We start from the raw sequence: 20702 nt of genomic DNA, 5'->3' as shown, positions 1-20702 counted from the left end.
TGTATTCTTATTTATTTATGACTAGTTTTCAGATCCGATTTTCCCTCTTTTTATAACAGATGATTTTCGGATCAGTTCCGTTACATTTATATTCACACACAAGAAGATATTCCTCATCTGCTACCATGCCGTAACAACTTTCACTTCCTGGTATTTCCACCTGATTTCCGAAATATACATTTTTATCTTCAAGCAGTTTTACACTTTGGCCATTTGCAAGCGGGTATTCTAAATTGACATAAAATCCATTCAGCAAGTTCAGATCTTCTATATGTAGATCCGAAATCCCAAGCGCATTGATTTCATCGATCAAATCACATTTTGCTTTTTTAAGCGCCTCAAAACCACCTTTTTTAATGCATTCCGCTGCAATGCACCTTCCTCCAAAAGGACGTCCCTCTGTTTTGACACAGCCGCCGCACTCTTCTTTTCTGGCACATTTACCGCAGCAATCCACACCACACATTGATAACATATACCTTCTGTCCTTCCTCTCCACTATGAATTTCTCTACACGTATTATATCATAAATCCCCATCTAAACACAGATGAGGAGTGTGGATCTTCCACCTGGCCTCCGGATTCCTTATTTTCATGTTTCCATGCAACTCTATGTATGTCAACATCAAACAAAACCTCCGAAGTGCACATCTCTCAATGTACATCCCGGAGGTCTTTTATCCTTGGTCTTTCATTGTTTTGAAAACAGTTATTTTTGCTTAATTATTGTCTCGCCCGTTCTAATATGGATTGAATCATTTCTTATCCTGATCCAGTTCTTTGACGTAAGCCCCTTCTTTTTTTGTAAATCCCATTGTCTGTAAGTAGGATTCATGGAGCCCCGGTGTTCCAGCAAAGGTCAGCTTCCGTATTCCCTGCTCTTTCAGCCTGGAATACAGGCAGGTCCCGACTGAGCAGTCTCTGTATGCCGGCGTGGAATAGTCCAGTATCACATCCAGCTCTCCATCCGGGCGCCGATTTCCGAGGAGGATTCCTGCCGGAGCAGTGTCATGGCAGACGATATAGGCAGCATTGCAGCCCTGCATTGTCTTTGATATTGTATCAAAATCTGGAAAGTATTTCTGGATATCTGCCGCATACCGGTTCACAAAATAATGCAGCATGGATTCTTCCGGCTTTCCCTCGATCACATCGTAAGCCCTCTCTGTTTTCCGGAGCCGCATCAGGTAATAAAAGTTGATCAGAACGAGGCAGGTATTCATGATTGCCGTCGGATATGCATGGATTACCAGAGAATAGATCGTACAGATCACTCCGCCGGCCATGTTGATAATCCTAAGTTTGACCACCGAGGCCATCAGAAAGGATACCAGCACAAGGGCGGATCCGAAATACCCGACCAGCTCTATCATCATATGGGTGCTCACGCTGTCTCCTCCTTCTAGTATCCGGCTCCTGCGTCCGGGCTGTTTTTCATGATTTTCACAAGTCTGCTTGTTCCAAGGCGCTCCGCACCAAGTCGGATGAATTCTTCCGCGTCATCGAAAGATGAAATGCCTCCTGCCGCTTTCACTTTGACGTCAGATCCAACATGAGTCCGCATCAGTTCCACGTCCGCAAAAGTTGCACCTGCGGTGGAAAATCCGGTGGATGTCTTGATATATTCTGCGCCTGCTTTTGTGACGATCTCGCACATCTTAATCTTCTCTTCTTCGGTCAGCAGGCACGTCTCGATGATCACTTTCAGAATACGGCCGCCGCATGCCTCGTGGATCTGGCGGATTTCGTCTTCCAGCGCCTCATATTTCTTATCTTTTAGCCAACCGATATTGATAACCATATCAATCTCGGAGGCTCCGTTTTCGATGGCGTCTTTTGTTTCAAATACTTTGACTGCCGTTGTGCTGTACCCGTTCGGGAATCCGATCACGGTGCAGATCGGAAGTTTCCCTTCCACATAATCTGCTGCCTGTTTTACATAGGACGCCGGAATGCAGGCGGATGCCGTCTCATATTTCATGGCGTCGTCCAGAATCTGGCGGATCTCCTCCCAGGTTGCTCCCTGAGTCAGCAGGGTATGGTCTACATATTTCAAAATTTCTTTCTTTTCCATCTTAAATCCCTTTCCATTTCGTTTCCAATATCTCTTTGATTTCCGGGTCAAATGCCGTTTCCGCGGCGTTGCGAAGCAGGGTGAGAATCAGTTCGTCATCCTGACCGTACTGCTCATAGACTCTCGTCAGCTCTTTTGTCATGGTTGTGCCGCTGACTGTCCGGTTGTCTGTGTTGATGCTGACCTTGATTCCTGCATCTACAAACTGGCGAAGCGGATAGTCTTCCCATCCTGCTGCCGCCTTCGTCTGAAAGTTGCTGGTCGGACACATCTCCACGCCGATACCGGCCTTTGCGTAAGCTTTCATCAGCTCCGGATCCTTGCGAAGCGCAATGCCGTGTCCGATCCGTCTGGCTCCCAGTTGGTAGGCTTCCCGGACATTTTCCAGATTTCCGGTTTCCCCGGAATGAATGGTAAACGGCATGCCCAGACGTTTTGCTTCCGCAAAAATGTCGCGGAATCCCGAGGTCGGGAATGCGGATTCATCCCCTGCCAGATCCAGGGCACAGACGCCGTGTCCCAGATATTCCCTTGCACATTTCAGCATGGACAGGTTCTGCTCCGGGCTGTGATTTCTCATGGCACAGACGATAATCCCGGACTGCACCTGAAAATCTGCCTTCGCCCGCTCCATTCCTTTCCGCACGGCCTCAATCACCTTTGCGCAGCTTAAGTTTTCGTGAACCGAAAGCATCGGAGCAAACCGGACTTCAATATATTCTACATGTTCCTTTGCAATCTCTTCTACAAATGTATACGCACCGTCTTCCAGTCCTGCCTCGTCCTGCAGGCACTGTACCGGCAGATCAAATTTTTCCAGATATTCTGTCAGGCTCCGGCAGTCCTCCGACACCGTCAGGGCATCCTCCGGTATCGGTTTTCCCAGATGCCGCTCGATCATGGCTTTTGTCAGAGAGCCGTCCAGATGACAGTGCAGATCCAGTTTCGGAATTGTTTTGATATCCATATATTCACGCCTTTCTTCCGTCTCTCGAAATCAGTCCTACATCGTTTCGATAATCTTTGTTACCAGTCGTTTGAAGTCTTTGGAAACGCGGTCTGCAGTCTCCTGCACTTCTTTGTGATCCAGTTTTTCCTTACTGATACCGGCTGCCAGGTTTGTAATACAGGAAATTCCTCCGATCTCCATACCCATATGGCGTGCCGCCATTGCCTCGCAGGCAGTGCTCATACCGACAGCGTCGCCGCCCCAGATTTTGCACATCCGTACTTCGGCCGGCGTCTCATAGTTTGGTCCGGTAAGCTGAACGTACACGCCTTCTTTTAAATCAATCTCGCACTCGGATGCGGCGTTTCGGATCACATCCTGGATTCTGTGGCTGTACACTTCGCTCATATCCGGGAACCGAGGTCCCAGGTCGTCCAGGTTCGGTCCGATCAGCGGACTTGGCACGCCTGTGGCAATGTGGTCGGTCAGCATCATGAAATCGCCCGGGCGGAAGTTTTCGTTGATTCCGCCGGCCGCATTGGTAAGGAGCAGCTTTTTCGCCCCCAGAAGGCCCATCAGGCGGGTAGGAAGAACCACGTCGGACATCGGGTAACCTTCGTAATAGTGAACCCGGCCCTGCATGATGACAACCGGCACATCTCCTACATTTCCAAAGACGAAGCGTCCTTTATGTCCTGTTACTGTGGATACCGGGAATCCCTCGATTTCGGTGTAATCCACGGTCGTTTCAATCTGAATTCCGTCTGCATAATCTCCCAGTCCGCTTCCGAGAATCAATGCCACTTCCGGTTTGAAATCTGTCTTTTCGCGAATACTTGCAAGACAGGTCTGTAATTTCTTTTCCATCTTTGATTCACTCCTTTTATAAATCCTCCGCCAGAATTCCGGAGATCATCTCCTCCATTCTGCGGTATTGTTCATAGTTAATCATGATATTGCTTCCCTGTGTCGTAATCATCCCGTTTTCCTTGAATTTCTTGATGGAACGGCTGATCGTCTTCACACAGAGTCCCGTGAAATCCGACAGTTCCTGCCGGTCGCCCTTCATCCGCAGGACGCCGCCCTGGGCATATTTGCGGTACCGTTTCATCAGGAGGAATGCCACCCGGTCCGCTCCCTGTAAAAACAGAAGCATCCGGCTGTCTCTGGCCTGTTCCAGAAGATATTCGCCCATCAGCCGGCTCTCCTGTTGGAGAGCAACAATATCCGAATCCAGCCATTTTTTGAACCCTTCTTTCGGTATTTTTAGCACCGTACACTCTGTCACAGTCTGGAGGGTCGTCTGGTACTTGTCCAGATTGATGATGACCTCCATTCCGCCGAATGCATAGACCTTGTCAAACATAGTAAAATCATAGTTGATTCCGTAAATCCGATAATCAGTGGCTTTGATCAGACCTTTCCCGATAAAGAAAATCATGTCTGCAGGCTCTCCCTCCTGCACGAAAACCGTCCCTTTTTCCAGTTCTTCCACCACAAAGGTGTCCATCAGCCACATGGGCACTGTCCGGAAATACTCTTCAAACTGTTTTCTTCTGTCCTCTTCAATCTCATTTAGAAACGGCAGAATCTTTGCCAGATATTTGTTTTCCATTCCTTCCCACCTACCGTTCTCCTTTGGTAAATCGTCACACATGATCGTACTCTGTCAGATTACCTGTTTTCCTTTGATAAATTTTGCTTCCACCTTCGCATCCCCGTCCAGATAGATCAGGCGCTCCAGCCGTTCCCGGACGGAAAGCGGACGGGCGTGCCGGATCTTCTGATCGTCAATCACAACCGCGTCAAACTCGTACCCTTCTTCCAGGCTTCCAGCCTTTCCAAAGAAAGCACCTCCGCCTTTGGTCGCCAGGTAAAAGACTTCTTCCACAGTCAGGGGCGCCAGACTTTGATCGACGAGTCTCCACCGAAGCTTCGAACACTGGATGGCCATCGCCATCGCCCGGAACAAAGAGAGGGAGGAACCGGCGGCCACATCGGTGCCAAGTCCCATCTGCATCCCCAGTTCCATATATTTCCTTGCCGGTGCGATTCCGGAGGCGAGGTTTGCATTGGATTCCGGGCAGTGGGCGATGAAGACGCCCTGCTCTTTCATCATCCGTATTTCCTCTTCCCCGCTGTACACGCAGTGTGCCATGATGGTCGGGCAGTCCCCGCCAAACAGACCGTGGATCCGGTAGGCATCCCCGTAGCAGGACGCCTTTGGCTGCAGTTCTTTGACCCAGTCGATTTCGCTTAAATTTTCCGAGAGATGGGACTGCATCGGCAGATCGTATTGTTTCTGAAGCCCGGAGAGCAGTTCCATCAATTCATCGGAGCAGGTTGGAATAAATCTTGGCGTCAGGATTGGTCTGACATTGGAAAGATTCTTTGCGGCCAGAATCCAGTTCTCTGTCGCTTCCGCGGATGCTTTGGCGCTTTCCTCACACAGACCTTCCGGGCTGTTCCGGTCCATATTGACCTTCCCCACATAGCCCGCAAGTCCTGCCGCCTCCATCTGTTCCATGAGCCAGAGTGTAGCGTCCGGATGGCAGGTGCCAAAGACGCAGGATCTCGTTGTCGCGCTGTGAAGCAGATCATCCAGAAAAATTTCATACGCCTTTTTTGCGTATTCCGGATCCTGATACTTTTCCTCTTCCGGGAAGGTATGGGTATTCAGCCAGTCGATCAGTTCCTGATCCATCCCCAGTCCCCGGAAAGGGTACTGGGGTGCATGGACATGCAGGTCAATCAGTCCCGGAATGATCAGCCGGTCGCCGTAATCGTGGCAGGGAATCCCGCTCCATTTTTCCGGAAGAGTCTCAAATACTCCGATGCTTTTTCCATCTTCGCACACAACATACCCATGCTCGATGGTGCGGATTGTCTTTTGATTTTCACTATAGCAGATCTGTCCTCTGATCGCAAATCGTTCCATGTTGTTCTCTCCTTGCTCTGAAATTCCGTCTGTTATCGTTGTCCCTTATCGTAAGGGATACCTTCCGCTTTTGGTGCCCTGGAGTTCCTTGAGAACAGAGCCAGTACCACGAGGGAAATAATGTATGGAAGCATGTTGTAAACGGCGCTTGGGATATTGAGCGCTTCCAGAATGTCGAATCCGGAGTACACGTTGGACAGTGCACGGAACAGACCGAACAGAAGCGCTGCCAGTCCGATCAGCTTCGGCTCCCACTGTCCGAAGATCATAACCGCAAGGGCAAGGAATCCGAATCCTGCCACACCGTTTTCAAATTTCCATTCGCTGACACCTGCTGTGATGTAGACGATTCCTCCCAGACCTCCGAAAAATCCGGAAATCAGGACGCCCGCATAACGCATCTTGTATACGTTGATTCCGACAGAATCCGCTGCCTGCGGATGCTCGCCGCACGCCCTCAGTCTCAGTCCAAACCGGGTTTTATAGAGAACCACGTGCGCAACGATCAGAAGGATGACAGCCAGGATCATAAACCAGCTTACTTCAAAATTGCCGATTTTAAATGCCGAGAATGCTTTCCTCTGATCGATATACTGAATGGAAGAGGAAACATTGTTTACATTTTCTCCCATATTGATTGCTTTGACAATGACAGTGGCCGCCGCTGTTCCAAGAAGGTTCATGGCTGTTCCGACCAGTGTCTGGTCTGCCTTGAAGTTGATGGCCGATACTGCAAGCAGAAGGGAGTAGATCATACCAAAGATCACACTTCCAAGAACAACCGCCAGAATCATCAGCGCTGCCGGAAGATCTCCCATGTACTTCATTACCAGTGCGCCGCCGAGGGCACCGATTACCATGGTACCTTCCAGCCCAAGGTTGATCACACCGCTTCGTTCAGAAAAGCATCCGCCAAGGGCCACAAGCATCAGTACTGATGCATAGATCAATGTATATTGTAATAAGAGTGCCATATGTTCTTCCTCCTTCCCTATTTCTTTGCTTTTCTGTTCATGCAGTATTTAAAGAATAATACAAAACCGCAGAAGTAAATGATGATTGCCGAGATCAGATCGGAGATCTGCGCACAGTATACCATCTTGTCCACATAGGATCCGCCGCTTGTAATGTGCTGGATGAAAAATGCTGAGAAAATACTTCCGATCGGGTTCAGGCCTCCGAGGAAGGCTGCCGCGATTCCGTTGAATCCCATGGCCGGGACTGCCGTCTGTGCACAGGACCACTGCTCGATTCCGCTTAAGTAAAGGAATGCAGCTCCAAGACCTGCGAGACATCCTGCGATCGCCATGGTAAGGATCATGTTTCTCTTTTCTTTCATACCTGCATATTTTGCAGCATTTTTATTCAGTCCGGTTGCTTTTAATTCGTATCCAAGTTTTGTCTTGCTCATGACTACCCATACGAGAATGGCGATGATGACTGCAAGCGGAATGGCGATCGTCACATACCGGTTGTCAGAAAACAGCTTGTCCAGGCCAAGACTCGGAATCAGGGCGTCCGGGCTGTTTGTCTTAAGCGCCATTGTATAGGTCGTACTGGATTCCTTGACGTTCGTCAGAAGCATGTTGACGCTGTAAAGGCTGATCCAGTTGAGCATGATTCCGGCGATAACTTCGTTTACATTTAAGTATGCCTTTAAAATTCCGGCGATTCCTCCGAGCAGTCCTCCGCCGATCATGGCTGCGATCATACAGACATACCAAGGCATCTGATACGCAAGCGCCAGGTACAGGGCAAGTCCTGCTCCTACCGCGTACTGTCCGGAAGCTCCGATGTTAAAGAGCCCCACTTTGTAGGCAAAAAGGATGGACAGGGTACACATCAGAAGCGGCGCCGTTTTGGCAAGGGTGCTTCCGAAATATTCCAGTGCAACTTCCGGTCTCGGGAAATACAGGAAGTTCTTTAAAATGGATGTCATCGCATCCCAGGCTCCGGCCGGATTGATGCACAGCAGCACAATATAACCTACCAGAAGGCCAAGGATAATACAGATCAGAGACGCTATGACCGTCTGTACGCCGCCGATCTCCAGGAACCGTTTCTTTTCATTTTTTGTATTCATATGCTACACCTCCTGTTTCTTGGCGCCGGTCATATAAAGACCAAGTTCTTCCACCGTCACTTCATCCGGTTTGAATTCCCCGACAAGTCTTCCTTCATACATGACGAGAATCCGGTCCGGCACATCCATGACTTCATCCAGTTCCAGGCTGACCAGAAGGACTGCCTTTCCGGCATCCCGCTGCTCGATCAGCTGCCTGTGAATCGATTCAATTGCTCCGATGTCGACTCCCCGTGTCGGCTGCACCGCAATCAGAAGATCCGGATTCTTGTCGATCTCTCTTGCGATAATCGCCTTCTGCTGATTTCCCCCCGACATGGAACGTACGATAGTAGAGGATCCCTGTCCGGAACGGATATCGTACTCTTCGATCAGGCGGTCCGAGTATTCCCGGATTTCTTTTCGCTTCATCAGTCCGGCCTTGCTTGTAAACTGCGGTTCAAAGTAGCGCTGCAGCACCAGATTGTCCTCCAGAGAATAATCCAGAACCAGTCCGTGCTTATGCCGGTCTTCCGGAATGTGACTCATTCCGGAAGTGGAGCGTTCCCTGACAGATGCTTTTGTAATATCTTTTCCGTTCATATGGATGCTTCCGCTCTTTAACGGCTCCAGACCGGAAAGTCCGTAAACAAGTTCTGTCTGGCCGTTTCCGTCGATTCCGGTAATGCAGACAATCTCGCCTTTTCGCACCTGGAAGCTGACGTCCTGTACCGCATCCTTTTTATTCTGTCCGGCAACGGTCATGTCCTTCACATCCAGCACCACGTCGCCAGGCTCGGCCGGTTTTTTCTCTACTTTAAAGGAGACATTTCTTCCTACCATCATGGCGGAAAGCTTCTCCGGCGTCGTATCTTTTGTCTCGACGGTTCCGACGTATTTTCCTTTTCTTAAAACCGTACAGTGGTCAGAAACTTCCATGATCTCGTTGAGCTTGTGGGAAATGAAGAGGATACTCTTTCCTTCCTTTGCAAGACCTTTCATGATCTGCATCAGTTCCTCGATTTCCTGCACGGTCAGCACTGCCGTCGGCTCGTCAAAAATCAAAATCTCATTGTCCCGGTACAGCATTTTTAAAATTTCCGTTCTCTGCTGCATTCCAACTGTGATATTCTCCACTTTGGCGTCCGGATCAATCTGCAGATGATACCGGTTTGACAATTCCATTACCTTTTTTCTTGCTTCGTCTTTTTTCAGAAATCCGCCCTGCACCGGCTCTGCGCCGAGAATGATATTATCCAGCACAGAAAAACATTCTACCAGTTTGAAGTGCTGGTGCACCATTCCGATTCCCAGTGCGTTGGCATCGTTCGGATTTTTGATTTCTACTTTTTTCCCGTCTTTGCGGATTTCTCCTTCTTCCGCCTGATACAGTCCGAATAACACGCTCATCAACGTGGATTTCCCCGCTCCGTTTTCTCCGAGGAGCGCGTGGATCTCGCCTTTTTTCAACTGAAGCGTAATGTCATCGTTCGCCACAATCCCAGGAAATCTCTTGGTAATGTGAAGCATTTCCACTGCATATTCTCCCATTTTCGCTTCCTCCTTCCGGTATACTTTACATGATCGATCCTTGTCTTTCGTTTACCTTGACAGATACTTCCGGCATCTTTTCGGTGGAATTATCGATGGTAATTTCCCCGTCATAGATTTTCCGTACCAGCTCGTGGTAATCGTCTACGGTAAAGTTTTCGTTCCACTGTGTCGTATCTTCCGGAAGTCCTACATAATTGACATCCATATCCGTTCCCGACACAAGTCCGAGGTTTTCGATCTTTCCGACATGTTCTTCCCAGGTGTTTGTTACAATGATGGAATCCAGCATCGCCTTTACAGTCGCTCCCAGACCTTTCATCGCGGATGTTACCGTCATTCCCTCTCCGTACGCATCAATAATCGGAGACTGGTCGCTGTCCACACCGATCATCTTTCCGCCCACTTTTGAAGCGGCTTCTGCTGCAGAGGTAAAGATCCCGCCGCCGCATGCAAAGACAATCTCTGTCCCCTGACTGTACCACGTATCCATTGCTGCCGTCACTTCTGTAGATCCGTAAAACTGTCCGCCATAGGCGTACTCAACTTCGATCTGGTCGGTAATTCCAAGTTCTTTTGCCGCATCATTGATTCCCTGTACATAACCGAATCCGTATCTCATAACTGCCGGTACCGCCTGACCGCCGAGGAAGCCAAGTTTCCGGTATCCCAGCTTTACGGCTGCGTACCCTGCCATATATCCCGGAATCTCTTCCTGGTACACTGCACAGTACGTATTTTCCACGTTATAATAGTCGGATGCCTCATAAGCGTCCGGGTTTTCATAATATTTATTTCCAACTGCTGCCGCAATAATGTCCCCTGCCGTCATATCCAGCGCAATAAATTTGACATCTGGATATTTGTAGGTAACTTCTACCAGCGCCGGCGCAAAAATATAACCTGGCATGACGATGATATTGTATCCTTCTGCCACGGCCACATCGATCATGGCAATCCGGGCATAATCCGTATCCCCGTCCGGCTTTTTGTAGGTAAAATCGATATTATTTTCCGTACAGTACTCAAGACATGCTTCGTAAGTTGTCTGGTTAAAAGACTGGTCTGTTATGTCGCCGCTGTCCGTGATCATGGCCACACGGTAATCAGAATTCCCGGTACCCTGGCTGGACTTGGAAGGTCCGCATCCGATCACGGAAACCGCCATGCAGATTACCAGAAACAACGCGGCAAGCTTTTTCATTCTTTTCATGTCTTCTTTTCCTCCTTTTTTTGTAGAATGGTGTTTATTTTAAACAGGAAAGCAGGGAAGTTCCGATTGTCTCCTCCGGCATGGACAGCCCGAAATTGTCCAGGATCGTCGCGCCGATCACCGCAAAGGTATCCTGTTCCGGCAGCATTCCGTTTCCTTCCATGGATCTGGAATACGCAAGGAACGGTACTTTCTCCCGAGTGTGGTCGGTTCCTGTGTAAGTCGGGTCATTTCCATGGTCCGCCGTGATGATTAAAAGATCGTCCTCTCTTAGCTTTTCCAGCAAAACCGCTAATTTTTCATCAAACATCTCCAGTTCTTTCGCATACCCTTCCGTGTCTCTTCTGTGTCCCCACTTTGCGTCGAAATCTACCAGATTGACAAAGCAGAGTCCGCGGAAATCTTTGTCTGCAAGCTCGATGGTCTGGTCCATTCCATGTACAGAGGATTTGGATTTGTATGCTTCCGTGATGCCTTCTCCGTCGAAAATGTCCTTGATCTTTCCGACAGAAACCACATCGAAGCCATTGTCCTTAAGCACATTCAGCGCCGTCTTTACCGGAGGCTTCAGGGCGTAGTCGTGGCGATTGCTGGTCCGTTCGAATTCGCCTTTCTTCTTTCCGACATACGGTCTTGCAATGACTCTTCCGACTCTCCACTCTTCTTTCATCGTCAGTTCTCTTGCAATTTCGCAGCAACGGTACAGTTCCTGTAAATCAAAGGTCTCTTCATTTCCACAGATCTGAAGCACCGAATCCGCTGAAGTGTACACAATCATATGTCCGGTTGCGATTTCTTCTTCTCCAAGTTCCTCTATAATCTCCGTTCCACTGGCACTCTTGTTTCCAATCACTTTGTGTCCGGTCCGTTTTTCCAGTTCGTCGATCAGTTCCTTCGGAAATCCGTGTTCTGTAAATGTCTTGAACGGCTCTTTCGTCTCCACTCCCATGATCTCCCAGTGTCCGGTCATCGTATCCTTTCCGTTACTTCTTTCCCGGAGTGCCGCCTGGTATCCAAGTGGATTTTCTACTGCCGGCACCTGGCGAAGCTGTGTCAGATTTGCGATTCCAAGCTTTTGCAGCGCCGGAATCCGGAAGGTCTCCACTGATTCGGAAATGTGTCCGAGCGTGTTGACTCCTACATCTCCAAACTTTTCCCCGTCCGGCATGACACCGATTCCCAGAGAATCGATCACAATTACAAATACCCGTTTTGCCTGTTTCATATTCCTCCTACCTTTCTTCCAGATTGCCCGGTCCAAATCCCTGAGGCATCAGATCTTTCAGTTTATAAATCCGATAATCATCTTTTCCCTTTGCCAGGATAATCTGAAATTCGTCCGGATGACAGAATTCCATCATGACCTGCCTGCACACTCCGCAAGGTGGTGTATAATCCAAAAGTTCTCCGTCCGGTCCGCCTACAATACAGATTGCTTCAAATTCCCGGACCCCTTCGCTGACTGCCTTGAAAATAGCGGTCCGCTCGGCACAGTTCGTCGGCGTGTACGCCGCATTCTCTATATTGCATCCTGTATAGATCCGTCCGTTTTTTGCAAGCAGAGCCGCCCCTACTTTGAAATGGGAATACGGTGTGTAAGAGAAGGCAAGTTGAGCAATGGCTGTTTCAATCAGTTCCTGAATCTGTGTTTCACTCATCTGTGCACCCTCCTTTATTTTCCTGCCTTTTTGTCCGCTTCAATCAGTTTCCGGATTGCTCCCACTGCTACCCGGACTGCCATATCGGTATCATGGACTACCGGATTTTCCAGTCCTTCCTTTTCCCGTTCCTGGTTTGCCACAACGAGGAAGCAGGATCCTGCCCGCACTCTTAAGTGGCTTGCTACAACAAAGAGGGCCGCCGATTCCATCTCGGAAGCCAGGCATCCAAGCCGCTTCCATGCTTCCCATTTATTCAGAAGCTCATAGCTGACCGGCATCCGCTCCGGAGAGTGTTGGCCATAGAAGGAATCTTTACACTGAACGACGCCGACATGGTACGGCGCTCCCATTTCCCTTGCTGATTCCATCAGTGCGTTGGTAAGATGGATGTCCGCCACAGCCGGAAACTCGATCGGTGCGTATTCCCGTGTCGTCCCTTCCATACGGATCGCCCCGTTTGCGATTACCACGTCCCCGCTCTTTACATCCAGCTGCATTCCTCCGCATGTTCCGATCCGGATAAAGGTATCCGCCCCGGACATAACCAGCTCTTCCATGGCGATCGATGCGGACGGACCGCCGATTCCTGTAGATGTCACACTTACTTTCTCGCCGTCCAGATATCCCGTATAAGTCACATATTCTCTGTTGTCTGCCATCAAAACCGGAGCATCAAAATATTTTGCGATCTTTGCACACCGTTTTGGATCCCCCGGAAGAATCACATAACGTCCGACATCTCCTTTTCCTACCTGAATGTGATATTGTTTATTCGGGTTTTCTGAATAATTCATAATCATACCTCGCTTTCCCTTACCTGTAATATGGACATCCGTTCTCATTTTTACACAAAAAAATACCGGCTTGTCCTCATTTCGTTCGTCTTTACTTGCATCTTAACCGGAATTTAACATATAAAAAAGGACTCGAGTCCCTTTTTGTTCATTTACGTAACTTTTCACAATTTTTACATCTATTTTTTATCTATTTTATCCATAATCCTGCCGGCAGATGTGACAATTCCTGGACAGATTTTTTCTATAGAAAATCCCCCGGAACCGCTCACTTCTCGAGCCATTCCGGGGGACTGTCCGTCAATTATATTTTTTTATTTCATGATTCTTCTATCACATGGATCTTCATTTTCTGAAAAGACGTCTCCAAAGAAAAGGAGTTCTCAATGCCTTCTGTCAAATAAATTTCTCCGGTTTCCGTAACTGCCAGCATTTCGAAATCCTGATGTGCTCTCCAGAATTTCTCAGCTTCTGACAATCCCATCACAAACAGGGACGTAGAAAGGGCATCTCCACATTTCCCTTCGTCTGTTATGATTGTCATTGATATCAGATCGTTGTCCACCGGACAGCCCGTATCCGGATTCATGATGTGACCATAAGTCCTTCCATCTTCTCCGACAAAATACCGTTCATAATTTCCCGATGTGACAACTGCCTTGTCCGACACCTCAAGGACGCCCAGATTTCCTTCTCCAAAAGGACTACGGATACCCAACCGCCAGTCTCTTCCGTCTGGTCTGCTGCCTACAGCCTGGACATTTCCTCCCAGGTTCAGAAGCGCCGATGCAATTCCATATTTTTTCAACACTTCTGCCGCTTCATCTCCCGCGTATCCTTTTCCGACGGCGCCAAGATCAATCTCCATGCCTTCCGGTATGGTAAGACGGTTCCCTTCCATAGATATCTTCTCGTATCCGGTTTTCTCAAGCAATTCCGAAAGCTCCTCCTGCCCAGGAATCCTGTTATCCTCTGTCGTAAATCCCCAGGCCCGGAGCACAGGATAAAGGGTGGGGTCCAGTCTTCCGCCAGTTTCCTCCGCCATACTAAGCGCGAAACGTATTACTTCTGCCGTATCATTTGAAAGTACCGCGCTTCTCTCCTTGCTGTGGTTAAGTTTGTAAATTTCACTGTCCGGATCTGTTACAGACCATTTCTTTTCCAGTTCCTCCACTCTCTCCTGCGCTTCCTTCAATGCATTTTCTATAGTTCCCGCTTCTCCGTAGGCCTGGAATGTAAGATAAGTATTCATGGCGAAGAATTCCGTTTCCCCTGATTCTTCTTCCCCACGATTTTCACTGCTGCTGGATAAGAAACATCCTGTCATAAGAAGTATTGTCATAAAAACGGCTGCACCTGCCTGTTTCCATCTTTTCTTATTCATTTTTTACACCTCCTTGACACTTGCAGAACTTATCCTGGTCATTTTCCATGGTTTTCTCTTAGTCTCCAAATCCCAACCCTTCAAGCCACGGTGCAATCTCTTCCGTGCTATTTGCAGTCAATCCTTCTTCAAGTTCTGCATCCGGTGCAAGGTCTCTGAAGATGTGAATGCTGTTATCTATGGAGTCGCTGGCACTGGTGCAAAATGGGATAATCGTTTTCCGCTGAAATCATAAGACTCCAAAAAAGATGCAATTACCATAGGAGCCTCATCCCACCAGATCGGATATCCAACAAAAATCGTCTCATACTCATCTACATTGTCAACACTGACCGTGATCTCCGGACGGGCGTTACTGTTTAATTCTTCTTCCCCTTCTGCGTTTACATCATCATAGGGTACCGCACGCTCGATCTGTGCCATTGTCCCTCCCGTACGATCTGCAATTTGCTGTGCCACTTCCTCCGTATTACCCGAATAGGAAAAATAAGCCACCAAAGGTACTGAGCCACTCGTTGTCTCTTCTTGAGTCTTCCCATTCTTTTCCGAAGAGGATGTATCCCCGCACGCTGCCAATGAAGCAAACAGAACTGCTGCGCCCATCAGTGCCACTAATTTTTTTACTCCTTTTCTACTACAATATATTTATGGTTAATACCCCTTACAGCCAGTAAGGAATTACCCATCTTGTTGCTTAAGCTGTTAGAATGAGTGTGGCAATAGGTCTGGCCTCTCCTTTCTTGGACTTAACGTCCGTAAAAAAGTCAGCCAACCAGCCCTCATTCGCAGCATTCGTTTTACGCAGGTTGAACTTTCTCGTTCGTGTGATATCTCCAGTAGATTGAATAGGCAATGAGTAAATCTGGTATTGACCATTGCTAATTCATTTCAAAGGAGTTTTTATCATGAACGCTGTTGGTATTGATGTTTCCAAAGGTAAAAGCACTGTCACCATCCGCAGACCCGGAGATGTGGTTCTGATGCCGCCCTGCGATATCCCACACACCCAGTCCGCTATCAATGCTCTTATTGAGCAGATCAAAAACCTTGACGGCGAAACCAAAGCCTGCATGGAGCATACCGGCAGATACTATGAACCGGTTGCCAACTGGCTCTCTGACGCCGGCATCTTTGTCAGCGCTGTCAATCCCATCTTGATCAGGGATTTCGGAGATGACTCTCTCCGTGCTCCAAAGACGGATAAAGCGGATTCTAAAAAAATCGCCCGTTATGCTCTTGACCGCTGGGCAAAACTGAAGCAATATGGAAGCATGGATAAAATACGCAACCAACTCAAAACAATGAACCGGCAGTTCGGTTTCTACATGGATCAAAAAACTGCCATGAAAAACAATCTCATTTCCCTTCTGGATCAAACCTATCCCGGAGCCAATGACTTCTTTGACAGCCCTGCCCGCAGTGACGGCTCCCAGAAATGGGTGGACTTTGTCTACACCTACTGGCATGTGGACTGTGTACGTAGCAAGTCTCTGCAAGCCTTTACGGAGCATTACCGGAAGTGGTGCAAACGCAACGGTTATAACTTCAGTGCCTCAAAGGCGGAAAAGATCTATCAGAGCTCTTCTGACCTGATCGCCGTATTTCCGAAAGATGACAGCACAAAAACGCTGATACGGCAGGCTGTCACGATGCTGAACACCGCTTCCCAGACAGTGGAGGCTCTCCGCCTTAAAATGGATCAGACTGCCGCCACGCTTCCGGAATATCCGGTTGTTATGGCAATGAACGGTGTCGGCCCATCACTCGGTCCCCAGCTTATGGCTGAGATCGGAGACGTTACCCGTTTCACTCACAGAGAAGCGCTTACCGCTTTCGCCGGTGTCGATCCTGGTAAAAATGATTCAGGAAAACGCAACCAGAAAAGTGTGCGTACTTCAAAGAAAGGCTCTCCAAGCCTGCGCAAAACACTGTTTCAGATCATGGACGGATTGATCAAACGTTCTCCTGTTGATGATCCAGTCTATACCTTCATGGACAAGAAACGCTCAGAAGGCAAACCGTATTATGTCTATATGACTGCAGGAGCCAATAAGTTCCTCCGCATTTATTACGGACGAGTAAGGGAATACCTTGCTTCTCTGGAAGAAGCCAAAGAAAGTTGATTTCAATCCCATACTTTGCTTCAGGCCAGCGCACTGCGGTGGTCTTGTTGTGATACTCTTTTTTCAACCTGTATAAAATTTTCAAAGTTCATTAATTTCTGCTTGACTTTTTATTTGCAGACTTTTTATCTGCGATCCTCACTTTCTTTTGCTCATTCTGATTTTTTACAAATTCAGTGCGTCCACCCAGTCGATCACTTCACTTTGAGCATCCTCCACGCTGTTTCTGGAAATCGATAATCCTTCTTCTATGACTGTGGCATCCGGCTGTGCTTCCCGAAGCACGTGATCCGCCAGCAGCGTGAGGATAATGGAACGTATATCGCATCCTGTAATCCCTTTTGTACCTGCCGCCTTAAAATCGCGATACCGTTTTGTGGTTTCCAATGTTCTTCTTGTCAGTCCATTCATGGCTCTGCAGTCCTGCTGCCTCGCTTCTTCCAGAAGCCGGCAGTAATCCCCTGCAAACGTATCTGCCGTTTCTACAAGTTCACACTCTGTCGGGTCAAGCAGACCTCGTATAAACAGTGCATGCTCCATCATAATCTGATTCCAGAACAGCTCCGTCTCAACCATATTTTCGGACGACATGCATGTTCTTTCCTCCAGCGATGTTATAATGTGCTGGTACAATTCCGCCTCCCGGATAATGTGCTCGATCAGCAGCGGATAATTGGCAGTATATAACCTGCAAGAAGTAACCTCCCGCAATATCTGCTTTTTAAACATGATCAGGCCACTCAGTAAATGCAAAACATGCTGATTCAACTGACCGATCCGCCATGCCATTCTTTCGTCCGCACATTTTGCACAGCCTGCGCGCAGTCTCTCCTCGGCCTGTGTGATCCGAAAATCGATAGGAATCTTTGTAAGTCTTCCCGTCTGCTGTTCCGCCATGACCGTAAATTCTGTGAACACTTCTCCAGAACGCAGGACGTCTTTCCCTACCATTCCGTCTGAGAGGCGTACGGTCTGCCATAGTGCTTTTTCGAATTCTTCACGGTACCAGTTCGCTTTGTTTCTGTACCCTGTCTCTCCTGCCGGGAAACCCGCCTGAAGAAACAACGCATGCTCCTTCATAATTCTCCCAAAAAAACAAATGTGTTTCCAATGATGCTCTAACATATTTCTCCATGCTAATGCACATCCTGTTATTTTAATATTCTTTATAATATATGTTGCCAGCGCCAAATGGTCCTGCTGCTCCCCACTATGAAAAAAGCCCTCCGCCTTATGGCGAAGGACTAAACTTTCTTTGTACCTACATGCTGCAACCAAAGAACTACCAGCTTTTATTACCTGCCTCTATGTTTCTCTTTTCTCTTCTGCTGTTTCAGTTCAAAGCGACGCTGTTTTTCTTCTTTGACAATTTTAGGATTTATCGTTGTCCTGTCTTTATATATTCTATAAGTGCTTCCACGTCATCGAAGTCATCATAGTCGCCATTTATGCCCTCGCGATGATAAACGATTTCGTTTTTCTCGTTTCTTTCAAGGCAGTCCAGAAGATAATTTTCGCCATACCTTCTGGCAAATTCAGTAAATGCATATGGCTTGATTTTCGCCAGTAATCCCTTTCTACATTTTTCATTGCATTCATAACAATGTCCAATCTTTTTAGAAACTGTGCATTCTCTATTTTCACACCAGTCTTTATCTGGACATTCGCCAGAATTGCATCCATTGCAGGTCACATTTTCAGAACACAAACAGCATGCAAGTCCACATCTGGCAATTCCTAATTCTCATTTCATCGCACCACCTCCAAGTCGTTTTCTATTCCTTACTCTATCGCCATTTCATCAAAAGCCTCTGCCACCTCTCGTCATCTTTTAAAAATCCATAGCTTTCTTCATCACGGAAGCATTTCAGCAGATTTTCTTTCATCTCTGCGATAAATTCCTCTCTCACTTCCTTAAATTCCATATGTTCATAGAGAGGCGATTTTCTGAACTCTCCAATTTGTTCCACACAGGAAAGTACTTCTTCCACCAGATCTATCACAGAGTCGGCATCTTTCTCCAATAATGCAAGGTCAAGCCCATTTGAAACTTCATAATATTTTCCCATTTCAAAACACTTTGCCAGTTCCTTTTGCTTATCTACAAGCATGTGCGCTCTTTTTCTGTCATTCTCCTGTATTGCAAGCATATACATCCCATGAAGTTCCATACTGGTTCTCTGAAAATCTGTGAATAAAAGTTCTTCATACGCTTTATAGGCTTCCTTTATCTTCCCTGTCTCGGCATAAATCTGCGCTTGCTTTCTCTTCCTTTCCGGATTCTGAATGGAAAAGTACTCCAGATACTTTTCTGCCTTATCATACTGCTTTTTTCTCATATAAAACCCGACCAGCGCATCAGCCGCCCTGATACGATTTGCTTCATCGGTACTGTTCAATATGCGAGTATACAAAGAGCAAAAATATTCATCATATTCTGCTTCTTTGGGAATATCCTGCACGATGCGCTGTGCATCAAAGATAACTGCAATATTGAGGATTAGCTGCTCACAATTTGGATATTGTTCCAGTTTTTTCTTTGCCCACTGAAATGCTTCTTCATAGGACTGTTCTTTTAATTTCAGGTCCGCTTCACGAATAATCCCGTTTATTTCTTCCATTGTCAATTCTTCACGGAATGACAGCAATGTATCCAGCGAAATTCCTAATAATCTGGCTATCGGCGCTAAGAGTGTAATATCCGGATAAGAATTTTCATTCTCCCACTTATTTACCGCTGGAGCCGTCACTCCAAGCCTCCCTGCCATTTCTTCCTGTGTCATATTTCTGATTTTTCTGTATTTTCTAATCACTTTTCCTAATGACATATAAGCATCTCCCTTGCGTTGATTTGCATCGGCCTTTGCTAATACAATCATACCAAACATGTCTACCCTCTACAACTGAGCCTCTGTTAAATAAACTTCAAAAAAATTAACTGTTATTTATATTTCATCTGATATGGGATAAAGAAAAGCCTCATCCTACGGTTATACCAGCGCATTCCCATTCCACAGCAACCGCGAGTTGCTTGCAAGGGCTACGGCACAAGGCTATACTGTAAACAGCATAATTTTTAGGAGGAAAGAGCATGGAAACACGAGATATTCTCAAAAACCTGCGTGAGAAAAATAATCTTACACAAGAGCAGCTGGCAGAGCGTATACATGTTACCAGACAAGCAGTCAGCCGTTGGGAAACCGGCGAAACACTGCCAAACACAGAAACATTCAAACTATTATCACAAGTATTTGATGTCTCAATCAACACACTTCTTGGCTCGCCACGACAGCTTATCTGCCAATGCTGCGGAATGCCCTTAAGTGAAGACAGTTTGATCAGCCGAGAATCAGATAAAAGCTATAATGAAGAGTATTGCAAATGGTGCTATACCGATGGCAAATTTACATATGAATCAAAAGAATCTTTACTTGATTATCTGGTCAAACATATGCCAAATCCTGATAATTTAGACAATGAAACCAGACGTGCGCAATATGATTCCTTTCTTTCACAATTAAAACACTGGAAATGATGTTATGAATAACCAACCTTTCCGGCAGACAATCCCGAGGGCAGTTTGAACTTTCCTGAGATCTTTCATTGAATTTTCTCCTGAAGCTCAGAGGCCCTCGGTTCACGAAAACTCCCACAAAGTTCGCCAAAGAAAAATGCCAAAAAGTTTATGAAACTTCCCAGCATACCTTTATCCAAATATGATTAACGGAACGACAGTTCCGAATAGTAGCCAAATGGCAGGTGTAGCCAATTTGTAGCCAATAAAAGAGAAAAATCTCTGGAAAGCCTGCAAAACAAGGTTTCCCAGAGATGTGGTGTCTATTCGAACTCCTCGGCAGATAGATTGAACTGTCTGCTTTTCTATGATTTTTATTGATTTTATTATTCTTATTTCTTATAACTTCTTCTCATATTTGTGCCAGTTCAAATTTTTA

Annotated in this window: 20 protein-coding genes and 1 pseudogene; 2 read left to right on the top strand and 19 right to left on the bottom strand. The window is 47.1% G+C overall.

The window, feature by feature from the left end; translation table 11 throughout:
• Nucleotides 1-28: 28 nt before the first annotated feature.
• From FLB61_RS10705 to FLB61_RS10630, 16 genes and pseudogenes are all read right to left on the bottom strand, one after another.
• Nucleotides 29-475, bottom strand: a complete 447-nt coding sequence (locus tag FLB61_RS10705) for a DUF3795 domain-containing protein (protein ID WP_221920124.1) — start codon at nt 473-475, stop codon at nt 29-31.
• A 280-nt stretch (nt 476-755) separates the two neighbouring features.
• On the bottom strand, nt 756-1388 hold the full coding sequence (locus FLB61_RS10700; RefSeq protein WP_221920122.1) for a hypothetical protein: 633 nt from the start codon (nt 1386-1388) through the stop codon (nt 756-758).
• Between the two features lie 14 nt (nt 1389-1402).
• A complete protein-coding gene (gene deoC / locus FLB61_RS10695; protein WP_221920121.1) occupies nt 1403-2074 on the bottom strand; it encodes a deoxyribose-phosphate aldolase in 672 nt (223 codons plus the stop codon).
• A gap of 1 nt (nt 2075) precedes the next feature.
• Complete coding sequence (add, locus tag FLB61_RS10690; RefSeq protein WP_221920119.1) at nt 2076-3041, bottom strand: adenosine deaminase; 966 nt, start codon at nt 3039-3041, stop codon at nt 2076-2078.
• Between the two features lie 36 nt (nt 3042-3077).
• Nucleotides 3078-3890, bottom strand: coding sequence for a purine-nucleoside phosphorylase (locus tag FLB61_RS10685; RefSeq protein WP_221920118.1), 813 nt, complete (start codon nt 3888-3890; stop codon nt 3078-3080).
• 16 nt (nt 3891-3906) lie between these two features.
• Nucleotides 3907-4638 carry a Crp/Fnr family transcriptional regulator gene (locus FLB61_RS10680; RefSeq protein ID WP_087166859.1) on the bottom strand — a complete coding sequence of 244 codons (732 nt, stop codon included), beginning with the start codon at nt 4636-4638 and terminating at the stop codon, nt 3907-3909.
• Nucleotides 4639-4692: 54 nt separating this feature from the next.
• Nucleotides 4693-5961, bottom strand: coding sequence for an amidohydrolase family protein (locus FLB61_RS10675; protein WP_221920117.1), 1269 nt, complete (start codon nt 5959-5961; stop codon nt 4693-4695).
• A gap of 32 nt (nt 5962-5993) precedes the next feature.
• Nucleotides 5994-6935, bottom strand: coding sequence for an ABC transporter permease (locus tag FLB61_RS10670; protein ID WP_087166857.1), 942 nt, complete (start codon nt 6933-6935; stop codon nt 5994-5996).
• 17 nt (nt 6936-6952) lie between these two features.
• On the bottom strand, nt 6953-8044 hold the full coding sequence (locus FLB61_RS10665; protein ID WP_087201269.1) for an ABC transporter permease: 1092 nt from the start codon (nt 8042-8044) through the stop codon (nt 6953-6955).
• Between the two features lie 3 nt (nt 8045-8047).
• Nucleotides 8048-9574 (bottom strand): ABC transporter ATP-binding protein, encoded by a 1527-nt coding sequence (locus tag FLB61_RS10660; RefSeq protein WP_221920116.1) that lies wholly within the window; start codon nt 9572-9574, stop codon nt 8048-8050.
• Between the two features lie 25 nt (nt 9575-9599).
• On the bottom strand, nt 9600-10787 hold the full coding sequence (locus FLB61_RS10655) for a BMP family lipoprotein (RefSeq protein ID WP_318256974.1): 1188 nt from the start codon (nt 10785-10787) through the stop codon (nt 9600-9602).
• Between the two features lie 34 nt (nt 10788-10821).
• Nucleotides 10822-12012, bottom strand: a complete 1191-nt coding sequence (locus tag FLB61_RS10650; protein ID WP_221920115.1) for a phosphopentomutase — start codon at nt 12010-12012, stop codon at nt 10822-10824.
• 7 nt (nt 12013-12019) lie between these two features.
• Nucleotides 12020-12445, bottom strand: a complete 426-nt coding sequence (locus FLB61_RS10645; RefSeq protein ID WP_221920114.1) for a cytidine deaminase — start codon at nt 12443-12445, stop codon at nt 12020-12022.
• Between the two features lie 14 nt (nt 12446-12459).
• Nucleotides 12460-13242, bottom strand: coding sequence for a uridine phosphorylase (udp, locus tag FLB61_RS10640; protein ID WP_118636781.1), 783 nt, complete (start codon nt 13240-13242; stop codon nt 12460-12462).
• Nucleotides 13243-13561: 319 nt separating this feature from the next.
• A complete protein-coding gene (locus FLB61_RS10635) occupies nt 13562-14626 on the bottom strand; it encodes an FAD:protein FMN transferase (protein ID WP_221920113.1) in 1065 nt (354 codons plus the stop codon).
• A 58-nt stretch (nt 14627-14684) separates the two neighbouring features.
• A pseudogene (locus FLB61_RS10630) lies at nt 14685-15229 on the bottom strand (flavodoxin).
• Nucleotides 15230-15531: 302 nt separating this feature from the next.
• Here FLB61_RS10630 and FLB61_RS10625 point away from each other — a divergent pair.
• Entirely contained in the window at nt 15532-16749 is a 1218-nt protein-coding gene (locus FLB61_RS10625; protein ID WP_221920111.1) for an IS110 family RNA-guided transposase, read from the top strand.
• Nucleotides 16750-16914: 165 nt separating this feature from the next.
• Here FLB61_RS10625 and FLB61_RS10620 read toward each other — a convergent pair whose 3' ends face one another.
• From FLB61_RS10620 to FLB61_RS10605, 3 genes are all read right to left on the bottom strand, one after another.
• A complete protein-coding gene (locus FLB61_RS10620) occupies nt 16915-17829 on the bottom strand; it encodes a DUF2935 domain-containing protein (RefSeq protein WP_334300402.1) in 915 nt (304 codons plus the stop codon).
• Between the two features lie 298 nt (nt 17830-18127).
• Nucleotides 18128-18457, bottom strand: a complete 330-nt coding sequence (locus FLB61_RS10610; RefSeq protein WP_246599204.1) for a DUF3795 domain-containing protein — start codon at nt 18455-18457, stop codon at nt 18128-18130.
• Nucleotides 18458-18536: 79 nt separating this feature from the next.
• The gene (locus FLB61_RS10605; RefSeq protein ID WP_221920109.1) at nt 18537-19577 is read right to left on the bottom strand and encodes a helix-turn-helix domain-containing protein; all 1041 of its coding nucleotides are present in this window, start codon (nt 19575-19577) and stop codon (nt 18537-18539) included.
• A 263-nt stretch (nt 19578-19840) separates the two neighbouring features.
• Here FLB61_RS10605 and FLB61_RS10600 point away from each other — a divergent pair, with 263 nt between their 5' ends.
• Complete coding sequence (locus FLB61_RS10600; protein WP_221920107.1) at nt 19841-20284, top strand: zinc ribbon domain-containing protein; 444 nt, start codon at nt 19841-19843, stop codon at nt 20282-20284.
• The last annotated feature ends 418 nt before the right edge of the window (nt 20285-20702 follow it).

The organism is Sellimonas caecigallum, from assembly GCF_019754295.1.
Taxonomy (GTDB): Bacteria; Bacillota; Clostridia; order Lachnospirales; family Lachnospiraceae; genus Sellimonas; species Sellimonas caecigallum.
The sequence above is the reverse complement of the archived record's forward strand: the minus strand, read 5'-3'. Positions and strand labels throughout refer to the sequence as shown.